This window comes from Aquabacter cavernae, from assembly GCF_003993795.1.
Classification (GTDB): Bacteria; Pseudomonadota; Alphaproteobacteria; order Rhizobiales; family Xanthobacteraceae; genus Aquabacter; species Aquabacter cavernae.
In genome coordinates this window covers 1,207,296-1,226,798 of sequence record NZ_RWKV01000008.1, presented here as the reverse complement: position 1 = coordinate 1,226,798, position 19,503 = coordinate 1,207,296, and the positions used below count along the sequence as shown (strand labels likewise).

The following is a 19,503-nucleotide window of genomic DNA, read 5'->3' as shown; positions in this document are numbered from 1 at the left end:
GCTAAAGCGTGAAACACGAAGAAAGGCAGTGTCGGAGCATCGCCCTTATCTGGTGCAGGCGGGCTGCTTGTAACCGCCGGACCATGGCCTCTCGAAGTGCAGCTTATGCGCGATTTCGCTGCGTAATAAAGCGACGGCGCGCCGTTGATCTCGAAAAGACCGACTTTGGGTAAGCTGTTCCGAAAATGTGCTTCTGCGGCGGATCGGCGGCGGGGCACTCTGTTGCAGCGGATCAAGCGATCCAGGTCGGGTTGTATTCAGGGGGTGATGTCCTCCACATTTCTCCACATGAATCAAAGTCGTCACATTTCGGCGGATTTTACTTGTATCAATCCTGCGTATTCATTTTTCTGTGCTTTCAAAAACGACGATGTAAGAATGTGAAATAATTATCTTGCTTTATTCCTGCTCTCGCCATGCTAGACGTTTCCCCGATTGTTGCTGAATGTACTGGATATAGAGGTATCATAATATCCGTTCATTGCGGCGGGTGATGTCGGATTGCGGGGAAACGGCATGCGTTTGCGGCGGGCCTTCTTGTCGGGGGCGAGCGTGGCGTCGCTGGTGGCGGGCATCGTTTGCGCCGCGGGTACGCCGGCGGCTGCCGAGAGTGTGGCGCGGCGCGAGGCCACGGGGACGCAGGGCCGCAATGCCCATGCCAAGCTGATCGGCGCAAATGTCACCTCCACCGCCGGCGGCAATGCGGGCAGCATCGTCATCCTCTCCAACACCTTCACCACCGCCACCTCTCCGGCGCGCGGGCCTGCGGTGGAACTGCTGTCCACCGGCGGAGCGGGCGGGGCGGGCGATTCCTATGGGCTCTCGTGGGAGCCGGGATCCAAAGGCGGGCAGGGCGGCGCCATCAGCCTCGTCCAGAATGGTGCCCTGCGGGGCAAGGCCAGCCTGACATCGGCCGCGTCCCTCATCCGCCTCTATTCCACCGGCGGCAATGGCGGCTTCGCCCAGAAGAATGTGGGCGGCGGCGGCGCGGGCGGCGCGGTCTCCCTCACGCTGAATGCCGACGCAGTCACGGAAGGCGCGAATTTCGCCGCCATCTGGGCCCGCTCGCAGGGTGGGCGCTCCGGCGGGGGCGGCATCGCGCAGGAGAACAAGGCGGGCCAGCTGGGCGGGGTGGGCGGCACCGTCTCCACCACGATTTCGGCCGGCACGCTGGTTTCCACAAAGGGCGCAAATGCGCCGGGCGTGATCCTGGAATCGCTCGGCGGGCGCGGCTCGGAGCGCGGCTTCGGCACCTTCTATTCCCTGCCTTACGTGACTGATGGCGGGGCGGGCGGCACGGTCTCCTTCGTCAATCGCGGCCAGATCGTCGTCGATGGCGCCAACTCCCCGGCTGTGCTGCTCCAGAGCATCGGCGGCGCGGGCGGCTTCCAGGGCGAGGCGGGCGGCCAGCCGGGCGGCCAGGGCGGGCTCGGCGGCACGGTCACCGCCACCCAGTGGGGCAGCATCCACACCAAGGGCGACTACAGTTTCGGCCTCGTGGCCCAGTCCGTGGGCGGCACGGGCGGCAAGGGCGGCGACGGCTTCTGGGGCGGGGGCACGGGCGGCGCGGCCTCGGCGGGCGGCACGGTCTCCGTCACCCATTACGGGCTCATCTCCACGGCGGGCATGGGCGCGAGCGGCATCGTCGCCCAGAGCGTGGGCGGCGGCAACGCGCTCGATGCGTTCCAGACCGGGCCCATCCTGGCGGCCGCGGCCTCCACGGGCGGCGGCACGGGCGGCCGGGGCAGCTTCCTCGCGGGCGGCGGCGATGGCGGGTCGGGCGGCACGGGCGGCGGCGTCACCGTCTCCACCGGCGGCAGCATCTATACAAAGGGCATCGAAGCCTACGGCATCCTCGCCCAGTCCATCGGCGGCGGCGGCGGGTCCGGCGCGAATGCCGACATCTATTCCTTCGGCATCGGCATCGCTTTGGGTGGCAATGGCGGCGGCGGGGGCGACGGCGGGTCCGTCACCATCCTGGCCGCTCCCGATCTGCCGAATGATCCCGATTTCCGCGTGGGCGCGGTCCCGGTCATCCAGACCGAGGGCGACAAGGCGTCCGGCATCGTCGCGCTCAGCGTGGGCGGCGGCGGCGGCACGGGCGGCACCGCCTCGGCGAAGACCGCGAGCGCCGTTCTCTCGCTCACCGTGGCCGTGGGCGGCGCGGGCGGAAAGGGCGGCGCGGGCGGCACCGTGGACGTCACCAACACCTCCGCCATCTCCACGGAAGGCGTGGAGGCGCTGGGCATCCAGGCCAAGAGCATCGGCGGCGGCGGCGGCAATGCGGGCAATGCCAGCGCCTATTCGCTGACCGTGGGCCCGCCGGACCTGCCCGCCGTGGCGCTCAGTTTCGCCGTGGGCGGCGCTGGGGGCGAGGGGGGCGCGGGCGGCACGGTCACCGTCACCAATTCCGAAAGCGTCACGACGCTGGGCCGCAAGGGCAGCGGCATCGAGGCCATGAGCGTGGGCGGCGGCGGCGGCTCGGGCGGGGCGGCGGACACGGTGGCCGACCTGCTGAGCCTCTACGCCAATGTGGCTGTGAATATCGGCGTCGGCGGCTCCGGCGGGGGCGGGGGCTCCGGCGGCGCGGTCACCGTGAAGAATGTGGGCACGATCTCGTCCAAGGGCCTGCTGACCGGCGGCATCGTGGAGACGCAGGGCAACTTCGCCCACGCCATCGTCGCCCAGAGCAATGGCGGCGGCGGCGGCGATGGCGGCACGGCCGATGCCTCGGCTGCTGCGGGCCTCTCCTGGAAGGACAAGTCCTCCAGCAATGCCGCCTGGGTTCCGGCCGGGTTCGGCTCCGTCAAGGAAGGCGCGGCCACCATCGTGAACGGGGCGCTGCCGCTCGCCGATTCCTTCACCATCCAGTACCGGATCGGCGGCTGGGGCGGGAAGGGCGGCGCGGGCGGTGTGGTTGATGTGACCAATAGCGGCGCGCTGCTCACCACCGGCGACAATTCCAAGGGCATCTTCGCCCAGAGCGTGGGCGGCGGCGGCGGGCGCGGCGAGGGCTTCCTTTCCGGCGGCAAGGGCGGCACCTCCAGCGCCAATCTCAATGTGGGCGGCAGCGGCGGCGACGGCGGCGCGGGCGGCAAGGTCAGCGTGACCAATTCCGGTCTGGTCGAGACCGAGGGCGCGGGCGCCGTGGCGGTGTTCGCGCAGTCCGTGGGCGGCGGCGGCGGCTCCGGCGGGGCGCTGGCCACCAAGGAAAAGAGCGTCTCCAAATCGGCCGGTGATCCGTCCGCCGTGAAGGTGGGGTCGGACTATGTGTTCAAGTTCACCGACACTTTCCTGAAGTCCAATGACGTGCTCTCCAAGCTCTTGGGCGATCCCGACAAGAAGGGCCCGACGGCCAATTATACGGTGTTCGACCCCAAGGGGCCGACCCAGGAGAAGATGACCTACGCCAAGGAGGTCCTGAAGGGCCTCAAGGCGCTGATCAACAACGACAAGTCGGCGGCGGAATTCATCATTCAGTCCGCGCTGAACATGCAGATCAAGTCGCTGCTCAAATCCTTCAAGGACACGGTGAAGAGCCAGTATTCCCTGGTCTCCACCAAGAAGAAGGAAGAGTTCCTCGCCATCACGGTCAACCAGATCGTGGGCGGCACCGGCGGCAAGGGCGGTGCGGGCGGCGTTGTGAGCGTCGAGAATTCCGGTTCCATCGTGACGCTGGGGGCCAGCAGCTGGGGCGTCTTCGCCCAGTCCATCGGCGGCGGCGGCGGTGTCGCGGGCTCGGCCACCGCGACCGGCGACAATATGTGGAACCTCAACCTTTCCGTGGGGGGGATGGGCGGTGACGGCGGCGCGGGTGGCGCCGTCACCGTTACCAATGACGGCAGCATCGCCACCAGCGGCGCGGGGGCCATCGGCCTGTTCGCCCAGTCGGTCGGCGGCGGCGGCGGCGTGGGGGCGGCGGCCACCAGCGCCAATACGGTGAGCTTCTCCGGCGACGTGAAGCTGGGCGGCAGCGGGGGCAAAAGCTCCGCGGGCGGCACGGTGACGGTGACCAATACCGGCACCATCACCACCGAGGGCCGCGAGGCCCATGCGGTGGTGGCGCAGAGCGTGGGCGGCGGCGGCGGCGCCGTGCTGCTCACCCGGGCCGATCCCGGCGCGGCGGGCACGCTTGCGGAGACCAGCGACGAGAAGGAAGCGCTGGACGCGCTCTATGCCATCCTTACCGCAGCCGGGGTCATGGACGGCGGCAAGGTGCAGGACAGCCCCTCGGCCCTCATCGCGCCGGGCATCGGCTTCGCGCTGGGCGGCAGCGGCGTGGGCGGGGGCAATGGCGGATCGGTCACCGTGGCCCATTCGGGTGCCATCGAGACCCAGGGCGCGGGCGCCTTCGGCATCTTCGCCCAGTCGGTGGGCGGCGGCGGCGGCCTCGGCGGCGATGCCAGCAGCGCGGGCGTGATCAATTATGCCGTCCAGCTGGGCGGCAAGGGCGGGGTGGCGGGCAATGGCGGCGCCGTGGCGGTGACCTTCTCAGGCCGCGCGGACATCACCACCCATGGCGACTACGCCACGGCGGTCTTCGCCCAGTCGGTGGGCGGCGGCGGCGGATATGGCGGGGTCGGTGTGATCAACACCGTGGGCTCCGTCGGCTCGCCGCTGGTGGTGGACGACAAGGCCAGCGGCAATGGCGGGGCCATCACCATCGGCATGGATGCGACGGCATCCGCCGCTGAAACGGTGACCATCTCCACGTCGGGCACCAGGGCCCACGGCATCTTCGCCCAGAGCCTCGGCGGCGGCGGCGGCATGCTGACCGACGTGAACGGCACGGCCTTCATCGCCCCCACGGGCGGAAAGTCCCGCACCACGGTGGCGGGCGCGGGCGGCGACATCTCCATCGCGCTGCGCGGCGACGTGTTCGCCACGGGCGAGGGGGCCTATGCCATCCTGGCCCAGAGCGGCGTGCAGGACACGCAGGGCGCGCTCGATCCCACGCGCAAGGGCGGGGTCATCACCGTCGAGAGCGACGGCAGGCTCCTGGGCGGCTCCGGCAGCGGCGCGGCGATCCGTGTGGACGGCGGCAAGGCGGACCTGTCCGGGGCGAATGCCAACATCATCACGCTGTCGAAGGATGCCGTGGTCAGCGCCCTGTCGGGCACTGCCATTCAGGGCACGTTCGGCAGCGAGCAGGTGACCAATTACGGCCGGCTCTTCGGCTCCGTGAACCTCGTGGACGGCTATGCCGACCGGGGCGAGGTGAACGCCTTCACCAATAAGGGCTTCTACCAGAGCAATGCAGGCGGCCTCGTGGACGTGGGCAAGGCCGGGACCTTCGCCAATGACGGCGTGTTCGCGCTGGCGGGCCAGGGCTCCATCGGCACCACCACGGTGCGGGCGGCATCGTTCCAGCAGGGCAGGGGCGGCGTCCTGGCGGTGGACGTGACCTCGACGCCGTCGGCGGGCGCGCCCAAGAGCGATCTCCTCGCCATCCAGGGCAATGCCGTCCTGTCCGGCCGGGTGGATGTGAATGTGGAAGGCGGGCTGCGGCCGGAGACGTTCCGCATCCTCACCGCCACCGGAACCCTTGGGGGCGGCATGGCGGCGGCTGGCGCGGTCGGCGCGCCCTTCGTCTGGTCCGTGCAGCGCAACGGTTCCAACCTGGACCTGACGCCCGACGCGCGGTTCGAGCCGGTGCGCGGGGTGGGCACCACCGATTCCGAGCGCTCGGTGATGCGCTACCTGCAGGATGTCTGGCGCTCGGGCGCGGTGGATCCCGACTTCGCCGATCTGTTCGGCGCCTTCGCGGGCTTGGGCAGCGCGGAGGAATATATGGAGGGCATCGACTCCATGGTGCCGGACGAATCCTCCAGCAGCCTCACGTCCCAGACGCTCAATGCCCGCACTTCCATGCACGCCTCCCTGAGCTGCCCGGTCTTCGAGGGCTCCGGCACGCTCATGCAGGAGACGGATTGCGCCTGGGCGCGCATCATCGGCACCTGGACCCAGCAAACCAGCACGGCGTCCATCTCCGGCTATGACCAGAGCGCGGTGACCTATCGCATCGGTGCCCAGCGGGAAGTGATCGACAACTGGTTCTTGGGCGCCACGGCGGGCTTCTCCCAATCCTGGCTGAACGGGGCGGATGGCGCCTCCCGCACCGAGGGCAACAGCTTCGATGCCGCGCTGTCGCTGAAGCATCAGGTCGGCCCCTGGCTGTTCTCCCTGTCGGGCCATCTGGGCTACGGCAATTACGAGACGGACCGCATCGTAGATGCGGGCGACGCGGCCTTCACCTCGCAGGGCACGGCCAATGTCATGACCAGTGCCGGCCGGTTCCGCGCCAGCTACGAGTTCGCCCACGCCGCCTGGTATCTGCGGCCCTATGTGGACTTCGATGTGCTCTACACCTACATGCCCGGCTATCGGGAGAACGGCACCGGCCCCACCCTGGATTTCTCCTCCGCCGCGCAGGTGAATTTCGCGGTGAGCCCCAATCTGGAGCTGGGCGGCCGGGTGGATTTGTCGCCGGAGCTGTGGCTGCGTCCCTATGCCTCCGTGGGCATGACCTTCTTCGCGAAGGACAGCATGTCCATCGACGTTACTTTTGTGGAAGCGAGCGACGCCATCGCCGCCTTCACCACGCAGACCACCATTCCGGGCACGCTCGTGAACCTCTCCGCCGGGCTCCAGCTGTTCGACCAGCGCGGCTACGAGGTGCGGGCCGAGTACAAGGCGGATATCGGCGACAATTATTTGTCGCAGGAGTTGAGTGCGCGTTTCGCTGTGCAGTTCTGAGGGACGGGCTCGACTCCGGCTCCTCTTGAGTGTTCCGTTGTTTGTTTTTCAGAACGGGGGGATTTGAAAATGGCTGTTTTGGCGAATTCCACTTTCCTTGATCACACGAGCTACAACACGACCACTGCGACCACCGTCCAGGAAGCCTACGACATTCCGTCATCCATGATCAGCGTGGGTGGGACGACGCAGGTGGCCATCACCCTTGGCCGCGCGAACGATCCCACCGATCTGCTGAACATGAGCTGGGCGGACCGGCAGAAGGCGATCGCGCAATACAATGACGATGGCACGCTCTGGAGCACGTTCGGCGCGGACCAGACCGAGTTCAACACCATCAGGGCTCAGATCGAGGCCATGGGCATCCCGGTCATCGGCGATGCGGCAGGCTCCTTTGGCTTCGTCACCTCCGCCGAGTCCCGCACCATCTGGGTGTCGGTGGATTCCGCGCAGTTCCAGGCTCTGTTCGGCACGCCGCTGATGACGGCCGGCCCGACGCCCGAGCAGCAGCTCGTCTATTGGAACGGCTCGCTCTCGGTGCCCGACGCCTGGAACGTGGAGGGTCTCTGGGTCTTGGCCGGCGCCATTCCGGCGGTCCAGAACCTCGCAGGCGACGTCAGCGTCACGCTGCCGGAGGGAGCTCAGAGCATAGGCAATTCGACCACGCTGCCCTGGCCGGAAACGGTCCTGAGCCCGGCGCAGGTCCAGGAAATGTACAATTTCCCCGTTCCGGCGGGCAGCATCTCCACCGGCACCATCGCGCTGATCGAGCCGGACATCGGCGATCGCATGCCGGCCGATGCGACGCGGACCTTCCAGCAGGCCCTGGATGCCTACCGCACGTCGCTGGGCATCACCACGCCGGCGGACTTTTACACCGTCGGCCCCATGGGGCCCTATGACTCCGATGCCGCCGTCGAGCGGTCCATGGACGTGGGCATCATCGCTGCCGGTGCGCCCAACAGCCGCATCGGCATCTATGCCGGCGAGGGCACGTTCATTTCGTTCCAGCTCGCCATCTGGGACCTGATCAACAATCCGGACATCATCGCCTCGTCCTTCGCCGAGGTGGTGAAGTCGGCCGCCGGCTCGCCGTTCCACGCGGCCTACGAGCAATTGATGATCGACGCGGTCCTGCGCAACATGACCGTCTACAACGCGCTGGGTGACGGCGGCTCGGGCGACGAGCTTGCCAACGGCCTGCCGAACATCGATCCCAATATCAGCTCGTCCTACGTCATCCAGGTGGGCGGCACGTCCGCCAGCACGGCGAACGTCATTCCCTCCGATGCCACCCTGGCGGACGTGGTGACCGATATTGAGGCGGGCGATCTCGGCGTCATCTGGCGTCTCGTCGCGGGCGGCCTCATGGACGTGGACGCGGAAGGCAATGATCTGGTCATCGAGACGGTCTGGAACCAATACCGCGTGACGGGTCTGGTCGGCCCCGACTATGCGGTCAACCAGGCGGGCTCCGGCGGCGTGGACATCTCGCGTCCCACGCCCTGGTACCAGACGGCCTTCGGCCTCACGCCCACCACGGACGGCCCGGACCCGCAGACCGGGCGCGGCGCGCCGGACGTGTCGGCGGTCTCGGGCGGCAACCTGTCCTTCCTGGTGCCGAATGCCGACATGACCGGCTATGCGCCGGGCGGCGGAACCAGCGCCTCCTCGCCCTTCTGGGCGACCGTGTCGGCGCAGCTCAACGCCATCTTCCAGGACCAGGGCCTGCCCCAGCTCGGCTATTACAACGACCTGCTCTATCAGGTGGCGGCGATCACGCCCGGCGCGTTCAACGACGTGACCTATGGCAGCATCTTCTCCACCTATTACGAGGGTGGCCCCTATTCCACCTTCGACCGGGACGGCGATCCCATCACCATTACCCCCACGGGCTATGGCTATGAGACGGGCCCGGGCTACGACCTCGCCACCGGCCTCGGCAGTCCCAACCTGACGCTCCTGGCCCGCAGCCTGACCACCATCGGCCACACCCAGTGGACCGATCTCGACACCAACCTGCTGGAAGGGGATTCCAGCGCGGGCTGGACCAGCGCGACCAACCAGAGCCTCCTGTTCCAGCCCATCTTCAGCTCGGACCTCGATTGGTCGCTCTCCATCGGCGGCGGCAGCGTCAGCTTCTCCGGGGTGCAGTCGGGGGCCTATGCTTGGTCGAACCAGTTCGCCCAGCAGAGCCTCCAGGCGGACTTCTCCGCCGATCTGGTCACCATGTTCGATAGCTACGGCCACGGCTCGGTCTACCAGTCCAACGTGGCCATGGACGTCGCCGTCGGCATCACGCTGGGCGAGGGGGGCACCTATCAGCCCCAGAGCACCTTCACCAACCCTTTTGGCTTCATGGACTTCGTGAACGGCACGCAGGACAGCGCCGTTCAGGTGGCCCGTGCCGTGGCCCTCGCCGCGACGGCGGGCGGCGCGGACGACCAGGACGTGGTGGTGCGCATGCGCCAGAACGGCGTGAACGACATCTCCGTGCTGTTCTATGCGGTGGATGACGCCGCCGGCACCGTCAACGGCATCGCCCCGGGCGAGGCGGGCTATGAGGCGGCGTCCACGGGGCGGGCCTATGTGTCGTCGGACGGAGAGATCTGGATCGACGGCGCGGGCTATGGCGCCTACAGCCAGACCATGATCACCGGCGTGGACATGGGCGACCTCGTGGCCATGAAGATCACCAACGGGACGAACACCTTCTATGCCTTCGCCCAGGCGAACGAACAGGTGAACGGCCAGTCGGTGGGCCATCTGTGGAATTACGGCCTCAACACCTGGGGCTGGGAAGACCTCTATGGCGGCGGCGACCTGGACTATAACGACCTTGTGGTGCAGCTCGACTTCACCAGCGCCTCGGGCAGCGGCTGGCTGGTCTGACGTTCCGCGATCCCGGCGGGGCAGGTGAAGCGGCGGGCGCGTGAGACGCGCCCGCTTTTTTGTGCGCGAAGGGGTGAGGCCGGTGGCGCCGCTCAGTCGCCTTCCAGCCGCGCCTTGCCCGCGAACACGTAGCCGATGCCCCGTGCCGAGAGCAGCGGCAGCGGGCGGCCGCAATCCCGCTCCACCTTCCGGCGCAGCCGGAACACCAGCACGTCGAGCCCGCGCCCTTCCGCATCGGGGTCGCTGTGGGTGCGCGGCGGCATGAGCGCGCCGCGCGTGGCGGGCTCGCCGGGGCGGGCCATCAGATGGGCCAGCAGGTGCTTCTCGGCGGAGGTGAGCGACATGGCGGCGCCGTCCGGCGCCCGCAACTGCCAGTGCTTGGTGTCCAGCACCCACACATCCTGGTCCGGCACCAAGGCTGCGTCCGGGCCGCGCAGGCGGCGCACCAGATTGCGGATCACCATCTCCAGTTCCACCGGGTCGGCGGGCTTCACGAGATAATGGTCCGCCCCGGCGGCCAGCCCCTGGAGGCGGTCGGTGCGCATGGAACGCCCGGTCAGCATGATGAGCCCGGCGGGCTCATGGGCGCGCACGAGCTGGGCCGCGTCCAGCCCGTCCATCCCCGGCAGATTCAGGTCCAGGATGACGATGTCCGGCTCCATCTCGGCGAGGCCCTCCGCCAGCGTCTCGGCGCTCGCCATGGCGTGGACCAGGAAGCCCACGTCGGTCAGATAGGAGTGCAGGCTGTCGCGGAGGTCGTCGTCGTCCTCGACCATGAGGATCTTGATCTGCATCGGTTACGCCTTCACGGTCTGGGGGCGCGCCGTCCGGGCGTCCCCTGAGGGCCTGTGGCGGGGCAGCCAGACCGAGAAGGTGCTGCCCTTGCCGCGTGCACTGTCCACGTCCACCTCGCCCCCATGCATCTCAACCACGCGCCGCACGATGTTGAGGCCGATGCCCGCGCCGGGGCGCGAGCCGGCGGTGGGCGAGCGGTAATAGCGCTCGAAAATGGCTTCGTGCTCGGCCGGGTCGATGCCCGGGCCGGTGTCCGCCACCTGAAGCCAGACCCCGTCCTCATGGCTACCCAGCGAGACGAAGATGTCGGCCTCGCTGTGCTTCAGGGCGTTGCCCACCAGGTTCTCCACCACGCTGCTCAGCAGCACCTGGTCGCCCATGATGGGGGCTGTTTCGAGCCCGCTCACATGGATGGCGCGCGCGCTTTCGGCGGCCCGGTCGCGGCAGATGGCGCGGACCACCAGCGCGAAGTCCATCTGTCCCCATTCCAGGCGCATGGTGGCCTTGTTCACCAGATCCTCGGTGAGGAACGTGTCGATGAGGGAGGAGAGGCGCCCCACGGCGCGCACGATCTTGCCCGCCTCCTTCTGAAGGCGCTCGTTCATGGCGTCGGAGCCGCGCTCGATGATGGCGATGGCGGCGCGCACGGTGGCGAGCGGGGTGCGGAATTCATGGCTCACCATGACGAGGAAGTTGCGCTGCTCGCGCAGCGCCACGCGCAGCGCCGCCTCCGCTTCCTTTCGGGCTTTCACCTCGGCCTCCAGCGCGGCGGTACGCTGGGTCACGGCGCGCTCCAGTTCATGGGTGCTGCGTTCCGAGGCGGAGAGCAGGCGCGCCTGCAGGATGCGCCGCTCGCGCATGCCCGCGCGCAGGGCCGCCGCGAGCCCCCCGAACACCGCGGCCATGTGCAGGAGGCCCACGGTCTGGTGCCCCCAGTCCAGCGCCGATGCGGGGGGCAGGAAGCCGAGCACCACCAGCGCGAACCAGAGGGTGGCGATGGAATAGCCGGAGAAGCCCACGAAATACCACCACGCCGCCGGCTCGCGCCGCTTGACGCGCAGGGCCGCCAGGATGGGCAGGATGAGCGCCAGCAGCAGGACGCCGCTCATGAGCGCCGGTGCGACGAGGGAATAATAGCCCGCAGCGGAAACCAGGACCGAGGCGCCCGCCAGCGCGCCATAGAAGGCCAGCGCCAGCCCCATGATCCGCAACCGGCCGGGCGGGCAGAAGACGGAGCGGATCATGAAGGCGCCGGTCATGATGCTGAGGCACCCCACCATGCCGTGGATGCGCAGCACGGTGCTTGGCGGCACGTTCTCCAGCATCAAAGCGAGGAAGCCGCTGTTGGAGAGGAAGACCAGGGCGGTGGCGCCCACATAGGCGCCGTACCAGACGAAGGGGGCGATGCCGAGCCACAGGCCGAAGGTGAGCGCGCCGATACAGGTGATGGCCGCCGCCCCCACCGCGATGGCCGCCATGAGCACGTCCAGCGTCAGGTGCCGGACGAAGGCGGGCAGGCGCCAGAGGGTAGGGGTGGCGCTGAGAGAGCGGGCGCCGGAGAGACGCAGATAGACCTCGGTCTCCTCGTCCGCCTCCAGCACGATGCGCGCCATCTGGGTATTGGTGCGCAGGTCGCGGGCGGACACGGGCAGCAGACCGCCCATGCGCTTGTGCACGGTGGGATTGCTCCCGTCCGGCGCGGCGTCGGGCGCATAGACATCGATCACGTCCGCGAACGGGGCATTGATGGCGAGATACCAGGTGCCCGCGCCGTCCGGCGTGGCCATCAGGCGGACCCGCAGCCACCAGGCCCCCTTGGCCGAATAGCCGACGTTGAAATCCCCCGCGAGCGGAGTGAAGGCCGACGGGTCGGCGGCGAGCGTCTCGATGGTCGCGGTCCCCTCCGCGTCGCGATAGACGGACAGATGCCCCGCAAGGCGCACGGGGCCCTGGTCGCTATCGAGCAGGACCGTGCTTTCCTCGGCGCGCGCGGAAGATCCGGGAAGACAGGCGGCCAGGAAACCGGCCAGCAGGAGGAAGAGCGCAAGCCACGCTCCCGCATGCCCGGGACAGGGGCCATGGGCCGCTCCCAGGGTCAGCGTGCGGCCGAAAAGAAGAGGTCTGCCGAGGCGCCCGGCCGGGAAGGAGGTCATTCCGCGCGAAGAAAATGTAACAAAAGTGAATTAGGTTGAAGTCTTTGTAGCGCACATCCATGTCGTTTGTCGAACATGGCGCCCGCGCACTTGCTTCGTATCGCTCCGTGAACCTGGGTATGACCTTGGGTCATCTGCGCGCCTGACGGGAAACAGGACAACCATTGCAGCCATCAGACCTTCCATCAGGAGCTTGACCATATCGTGTTACCTCATGCCGGACGAAAATCAGGGGGCGGGCCGTGAGGGATCTCATCGAGGGTGACGGCGGGCGAGAGACCCGTTGCCTCCTCGTCTTCCGGCGCGTTCATGTCGTCCGGCGCGATGATGCGGCAGGCGCGGGGCTCCGATGACGGGCCGGTTTCGTCCAGCGATAGAGCGAGCCGGAAGCCGCCGGGAAGCGTGGTCGCCCAACTGCGCCAGCGACCGGTCGGGCGGGGTGGGAAGGCAACGACCCGCAAGGGGAGGAGGTCGCAGAGGATGGTGCGCGGATCCAGCGTGAAGCCCGCGCCGCAGGCTTTCAGCAGGCTCTCCTTGAGGGTCCAGAGCGCATAGAAGGCCGCGTCGCGCGCGTCGGGCGCCAGCTCCCGCCATTGGGTGAGTTCGGCGTCATTGCAGAACAAAGCGGCGGTCTCCGGCCGGGCATGGGGGGCATCGGTCGCTTCCGCATCCACCCCCACGGCGCCCGCCTCGCTCACCGCCACCACGGCAAGCCCCCGCGTGTGGGAGAGGTTCATCCGCAGGCCCGGCGCATCTTCTGGCTCGGGACGGCCATGCGGCCCCGTTTGGAAACGCCATGCGGATGGCGAGCGGTCCGGCCGGGCGCGGGAGAGGGCGAGCCGGGCAAGTCCATGGGCCACCTTGAAGTCGCGGCGGGCGCCCGGCAGGCGCAGGCGCTCGGCGCGGGCGCGCTCCTCATCGTCGAGGCAGGCTGCGAAGGCAACGACATCACTCTCCGTGAGCGCGCCCGTCTCGACCCAATACAGGTCGGGGCCGGGGAGCCCGGAGGGGCGGGTCACAGCTGGATCGCGCCCGAGGCAAGACCCCAGACCGTGGTGAGGGCCGCCAGCACGATCACCGCCAGCGCCGCCGCCTCGCGGACGGTGAACAGCGTGAGGCCCTGTTCCCGGCGCACCAGCACGAACAGCAGGGTGCCCGGCGCGAACAGGAGGGAGGAAAGCAGCAGTAGCTTCAGCCCGCCCGCATAAATGAGCCCGACGGCGCAGAGCGTGGCGAGGGTGGCCCGCACCATGTCCCGGCGCCGCTCGCGGGGCTGTCCCTCATAGGTCTGGCCGGTTCGGGCGAGGATGAGGCCGAAGGCGGCCACGAACAGATAGGGGATGAGGGCGGTGATGCTGGTGAGGTCCACGAAGAAGCGGAACGCGGACTCGGCATATTGGGTCAGAACCAGGAAGAACTGGGCCGCCAGCGTGCTCACCCAGATGGCGGGCGCCGGGGCGCCGGCCCGGTTCTCGCGGGCCAGCAGGCGCGGCATGGTCCCGTGCTTGGCGGCGCTGTAGAGCACTTCCGCCGCCAGCAGCGACCAGGCGAGGAACGCGCCCAGCACCGAGACCAGCACGCCGAGGCTCACGAAGGCGGTGCCCGCATCGCCGATCACCGCCGACAGGACGCCCGCCACGGACGGGTTGCGCAGCTCCGCCAGATCCGCGCGCGGCAGCACGCCGTAGGACAGGACCGTGACCAGCATGAACAGGGTGAGCACGCCCAGGAAGCCGAGCACCGTGGCGCGCCCCACATCCTCGCGCCGCCGCGCGAGGCGCGAATAGACGCTGGCGCCCTCGATGCCCAGGAACACGAACACCACCACCAGCATGGTCTGGCGCACCTGCTCCAGAATGGAGCCCACGGACGCGGATTCCCCGCCGTAGAAATTCGCCTGCATCAGGTCGCCGCGACAGGCATAGGCGACGATCAGCAGGAAGGCGGCGAGGGGCAGCAGCTTCGCAATGGTGACGATGGTGTTGATACCCGCCGCTTCCTTCACGCCCCGCAGCAGCAGGATGTGGAACAGCCAGAGCAGCGCGGAGGCGCCGAACAAAGCGGGCAGGGTATCGCCGTCGCCGAAGAGGGGCGCATAGGCGCCCAGCGTGGACATGACCAGCACCAGGAAGGCCACGTTGCCGAGCACCGCGCTGGCCCAGTAGCTGAGGGCGGCGATGAAGCCCGCATAGGAGCCGAAGCCCGCCTGGGCATAGCCATAGATGCCCGCGTCGATGTCCGGCCGCCGGGAGGCGAGGGCCTGGAAGACGAAGGCGAGCATGAGCATGCCCGTGCCCGCCAGCCCCCAGGCGATGAGCGCGCCGAGGATGCCGGTGGCCGCGCCGAAGGCTTGGGGCAGCGAGAAGATGCCGCCGCCCACCATGGAGCCCACCACCAGGCAGGCGAGGGCGGCGAGCGAGAGGGTGCCGCCGGGCGGACCTTGGGGGGAGGGGGAGCCCGCGGATTTGGCGTCGGTCATGGTGCGGGTCCGGTCTGGAGCGGGGCCGGCCTTGAGCGGGGCCGGTCTTGGTGCCGGTCGCGGGGAGGGCCGATCATAGGACGGGCCGATCCGGAGACGGGTCCGTTCGGGGCGAAGCCGCGGGCCGAAACCCGTCACGGGCGGCGGCGCGCGCGGACGCGCGCCGCCGTGCGGTCAGTGGTTGTGCGGTTGGGCGGGGGCGCCCGCCCAGCGCGTATTGCCGGGGATCGCCTCGCCCTTCATCACGATGGTGAGCAAGCCCAATTCGGCATAGTCGCCCACCTTGGTGTCGTAGAGCACGGTGGTGAGGGCGCCGATGGTGACGCCCTTGCCGATGTCGATATGGCCGATCTTCATGACCCGGTCCTCGAACAGATGGGTCTGGAGATTGGAGGTGGCGTTGATGCTCGCATAGTCGCCGATGGACACGCAGTCGAACTCGGTAATGTCCGTGCTGTCCATGAACACGCCCTCGCCGATCTTCGCGCCGAACAGGCGCAGCGCCCAGGGCAGCATGGGCGTGCCGCGGAAGGCATCCAGCAGGATGCGCCCCGCCGTGCCCCAGTAGAGGGTGGTCATGGCCTCGGTGCGCAGCGCCCGCCAGGACCAGAGGCCGTAGTTTCCGGCCTTGTAGGTGCCCATGAGCAGCCATTTTATGGCCAGCACCACCCCCGCCAGGATGAAGGAGCAGGCGACGCAGGCGGCGATGAACGTGGGCAGGAACTCGCCCCAGCTTTCCGCGGCGTCGAGTGCGGGGAACAGCACATAGTCCGCCGTCACGGTGCCCACGAGGATGAACAGCATGGTGGGGAGCGAGGCCGCGAACAGCTCGAATACCGCGCGCAGCGCGCGCCGCCAGACCGGTGGGCGGAAGGTCTGGTTCACGTCCGCATTGTCGAAGCGCTGGCGGCCGGGCAGGCGGATGGGCGGGCTGCCGAAGCGGATCTCACCCGGCAGCATGGGCTCGTCGGCCGGGGGCTTCGATTTGATGCCGATGAGCGCCCCGTCGGGAACCACCGCGCCGGGCGGCAGCACGGAATCGTTGCCGATGAAGGCCTGGTTGCCCACCGTGACCATCTTGGTGGTCATCCAGCCGCGCCGCACGTCCTCGTCGCCCAGCGTCACCTCGTCCGCCACGAAGCACTTCTCACCCACCTGGATGGTGTCGTAGCGGCCGGCGAAGTTGGAGGCGATCTCCGTGTCGCGGCCGATCTTCGCGCCCATCAGGCGATACCAGGAGCGCATATAGATGGTGGAGAACAGCGATGAGAGGCTTTCCAGCATCACCTCGGCGGCGAGCGCCACGGTCCATTTGCGCATGTAGAAGGCGGAATGGATCGAGATGGTGCCCGCCGGCGAGGAAGGCAGCACGATCCAGCGGATGGCGGTCACCAGCATGACGGTGCCCAGCATCATGATCATGGCGGTGGGCCATGCCAGGATGGGCAGATACCACTGGAAGCCGGTGAGCTGCTGGAACACCGCGTCATAGCGGTCGAAGATGTAGAAGGCCGGGAAGATGGGAAGCAGGCTGATGGCCGGCATGGCGAACAGCAGCACGGCATAATAGAGCGACTGCAGCGCCTGCACGCGGGCCGAGGGCTCCGGCGCAAAGGCGGGCCAGGTGGACGGGTCCACCGTGCCGACCTTGGTGCCGGGCGAGCCGTCCCAATGCTCGAAGGCGCCGACGCGGTCGCCGGGCAGGAGCGCGGTGAGGTCGGCGAGTTCCGCCCCCTCGCCGATCTCGGTGTCGTGGGCAAGGGCGCAGGAGGTGCCGATATAGGCGTCCTTGCCGATCACCACCTTGCCGATCACCAGTTCGTTGCCGATCACCTCGGCATTGCCGATGCTGACCTTCGCGCCGATGGTCACGTCGTCGCCGATCTCCATCAGGTCGATGGCGCCCGCATGCAGGCCGCTGATGCACACCCGCTTGCCCACCTTGGCGCCCAGCAGGCGCATGGTGGCGGGGGCGAGGGGCGTGCCCTGCATGAGGCCGAGATGGGTGAATTCCACCAGCTGGCGGGCCAGCCACCAGCGGAAGAAATAGAAGCCCCAGACCGGATAGCGTCCCGGCGTCGCGCGCCACAGGACGAGGCGCTTGCCCACGATGCCGATCACGCTGATGCCGAACGTGACGAACATGTACACGCCCATCAGCTGGAGCACCTCGTACCAGTGGATGGTCTGGTCGATGGAGATCATCTCGTAGGTGACGTAGATGGTCAGCCAGGGGCCGGTGAGCGCCAGCAGCAGAAGCGGCGTACAGCAGAGCTGCGCGATGCCGCAGATGACACGCCGCGCCAGCGGCGGGGGCTCGAAGGACAGGTCCAGCTGCTTGCGCGGCCCGCTCGCCTTCTCGCGTTCCGCCAGCTTGGCGGCGATGGCCCGCAGGGTGCGCAGGCTATAGAGGTCTTCCAGCGTGATCGGGGGCAGGGCCGGGTTCTCGCGCACCTTCGCCAGGAAGGTGGCGGCGAGCAGCGAATGGCCGCCGAGATCGGCGAAGAAGTCCGCGTCGAAGGGAATGGACTGGCCGGGGAAGAGCGGCTTTGCCGCCCCCAGCAGGGCGGCCTCGATCTCGGTCGAGGGCTCCTCCTGCTCCTCCGCCTCGGCGGGGGCGCTCAGCGGGGCCACCTTCAGGGTCTTGCGGTCCGCCTTGCCGGAGGTGAGGCGCGGCAGGACCGACATCTCCTCGAAATGGGACGGCACCATGTAAGGCGGCAGGGTCGCCTTCAGCCCGGCGCGGATGGCGCCCCGGTCGAGGCTAACCCCGGAATCCATCACCACGAACGCCACCAGGCGGTCGATGCCGTCATCCTTGCGCAGCACCACGGTCGCCTGGTTGATGCCCGGCAGGTCCGACATGCGGGCTTCGATCTCGCCAAGCTCCATGCGGAAGCCGCGCAGCTTCACCTGGTCGTCGATGCGCCCGTGGAACAGGATGCGCCCGTCCTCGGTGAGGCTCACCGCGTCGCCCGAGCGATAGAGCACGGGGTCGCCCTCGGCATCGCCGAACGGATTGGCGATGAACTTCTCGGCGGACAGTTCTGGCCGCTTGAGATAGCCGGGCGCCACGCCCGGCCCGCCGATCAGCAATTCGCCCTCGCCGGTGGCGATGGGCTGCATCTGCTCGTCCACCACGTAGCAGGTGTAATTGGGGATGGGGCGGCCGATGGTGACGGGACCGTCGATGGTCACCTCGTCCACGGTGGCGACCACGGTGGCCTCGGTGGGGCCGTAGGAATTGAACACCACCCGGCCCGGCTTGCACCAGCGCGCCTTAACGGAGGGCGGGCACGCCTCGCCACCCAGGATGATGATGCGCAGCGACGGCACGTCCTGCGGCATCATGGCCAGCAGGGTCGGCACGGTATCGAGGACGGTGACGCCGCCTTCGGCCATGAGGGCCGGCAGCTTCTCAACTTCGCCCAGCACGCGGGAGGAAGCGACGAACAGCGTCGAGCCCGCCAGATAGGGAACGAAGATCTCTTCCAGCGACAGGTCGAAGGCGATGGAGGCGCCCTGGAAGACCACGTCCTCCTCGCGGAAGCCGTAGACCGCGTTCACCGAGCGCAGCAGGTGGCAGATGTTGCGGTGCTCGATGACGATGCCCTTGGGCTTGCCCGTGGAGCCCGAGGTGTAGATGGCATAAGCGGGATCGGAGCGGGTCAGCCCGTCCGCGCGCAAATCGAGGGGCGTCGGGTCGTCGCTCTGCGCCAGAAGGTCGAGGCACGCCTCGGCGGGGGCGGGCAGGGCGCGGTCGAGCTTGGCCTTGGTCACCGCGTCGATAATGACGAGCTTGGCCTCGCAATCGCCCAGGCACTCGCCGATGCGGTCCGGCGGGGCATCCATGTCGAACGGGATATAGGCCGCGCCGCATTTCAGGATGCCCAGCAGGGCCACATGCAGGTCCAGCGAGCGCGACATCCAGATGCCGACGAAATCGCGGGGGCCGATGCCGCGTGCACGCAGCGTGTGGGCCACGCGGTTCGCCCGCGCGTCCAGCTCCGCATAGGAGACGCGCTCGGTGCCGAAGATGATCGCGGTCTTGTCGGGCGTGCGGCGCACGGTGTCCGCGAAGATTTCGGGGAGCAGTTCGTCCCGGATCAGCGAGGGGTCGCGGTGGCCGATGAGAATGCCAGGGCGGTCCGCGTGCGTGGCAATATTCATGCGCAACAGTACCTTCCCGCTGCTCGCAGCGCGTGTATCCGCGGCACGAGGATGAACGCAGTCGCTCAAAATTCACGCAGCAGCCGGACGCTGCGCTGCGACAAACAGATAAACAGCGATGTTGAGCGCGGCAATACGAAAAATAATCGGCCGAGAATTACATAATCTTACAGGATATGCTTGGCAATCCAGGGTTTCCCGGAAGCTCTTTGGACCGGCTCAAGACTGTTCGATGTCGGCGCGGCCCATGCGTCTGCC

The 19,503-nt window shown here is 68.3% G+C and carries 7 protein-coding genes; 2 read left to right on the top strand and 5 right to left on the bottom strand.

The window, feature by feature from the left end; all coding sequences use genetic code 11:
• The first annotated feature begins 516 nt into the window (after positions 1 to 516).
• Positions 517 to 6,756 (top strand): autotransporter outer membrane beta-barrel domain-containing protein, encoded by a 6,240-nt coding sequence (locus EJJ38_RS10340; RefSeq protein WP_127089982.1) that lies wholly within the window; start codon positions 517 to 519, stop codon positions 6,754 to 6,756.
• Positions 6,757 to 6,825: 69 nt separating this feature from the next.
• On the top strand, positions 6,826 to 9,648 hold the full coding sequence (locus EJJ38_RS10335) for a DUF4114 domain-containing protein (protein WP_127089981.1): 2,823 nt from the start codon (positions 6,826 to 6,828) through the stop codon (positions 9,646 to 9,648).
• 92 nt (positions 9,649 to 9,740) lie between these two features.
• On the opposite strand, the gene EJJ38_RS10330 is transcribed toward EJJ38_RS10335, so the two are convergent.
• From EJJ38_RS10330 to EJJ38_RS10310, 5 genes are all read right to left on the bottom strand, one after another.
• Positions 9,741 to 10,442, bottom strand: coding sequence for a response regulator transcription factor (locus EJJ38_RS10330; RefSeq protein WP_127089980.1), 702 nt, complete (start codon positions 10,440 to 10,442; stop codon positions 9,741 to 9,743).
• Positions 10,443 to 10,445: 3 nt separating this feature from the next.
• Complete coding sequence (locus EJJ38_RS10325; protein ID WP_127089979.1) at positions 10,446 to 12,596, bottom strand: sensor histidine kinase; 2,151 nt, start codon at positions 12,594 to 12,596, stop codon at positions 10,446 to 10,448.
• A 212-nt stretch (positions 12,597 to 12,808) separates the two neighbouring features.
• Complete coding sequence (locus EJJ38_RS10320; RefSeq protein WP_127089978.1) at positions 12,809 to 13,615, bottom strand: 4'-phosphopantetheinyl transferase family protein; 807 nt, start codon at positions 13,613 to 13,615, stop codon at positions 12,809 to 12,811.
• On the bottom strand, positions 13,612 to 15,075 hold the full coding sequence (locus EJJ38_RS10315; RefSeq protein ID WP_127089977.1) for a basic amino acid/polyamine antiporter: 1,464 nt from the start codon (positions 15,073 to 15,075) through the stop codon (positions 13,612 to 13,614). The genes EJJ38_RS10320 and EJJ38_RS10315 overlap by 4 nt, the downstream gene beginning before the upstream one ends.
• Positions 15,076 to 15,249: 174 nt before the next feature.
• Complete coding sequence (locus EJJ38_RS10310; RefSeq protein ID WP_127089976.1) at positions 15,250 to 19,245, bottom strand: Pls/PosA family non-ribosomal peptide synthetase; 3,996 nt, start codon at positions 19,243 to 19,245, stop codon at positions 15,250 to 15,252.
• Positions 19,246 to 19,503: the final 258 nt, after the last annotated feature.

Excerpts from the sequence above, each read along its gene's own strand:
- EJJ38_RS10340 (WP_127089982.1), top strand. The coding sequence starts at position 517 with ATGCGTTTGCGGCGGGCCTTCTTGTCGGGGGCGAGCGTGGCGTCGCTG.
- EJJ38_RS10335 (WP_127089981.1), top strand. The coding sequence starts at position 6,826 with ATGGCTGTTTTGGCGAATTCCACTTTCCTTGATCACACGAGCTACAAC.
- EJJ38_RS10330 (WP_127089980.1), bottom strand. The coding sequence starts at position 10,442 with ATGCAGATCAAGATCCTCATGGTCGAGGACGACGACGACCTCCGCGAC.
- EJJ38_RS10325 (WP_127089979.1), bottom strand. The coding sequence starts at position 12,596 with ATGACCTCCTTCCCGGCCGGGCGCCTCGGCAGACCTCTTCTTTTCGGC.
- EJJ38_RS10315 (WP_127089977.1), bottom strand. The coding sequence starts at position 15,075 with ATGACCGACGCCAAATCCGCGGGCTCCCCCTCCCCCCAAGGTCCGCCC.
- EJJ38_RS10310 (WP_127089976.1), bottom strand. The coding sequence starts at position 19,245 with ATGAATATTGCCACGCACGCGGACCGCCCTGGCATTCTCATCGGCCAC.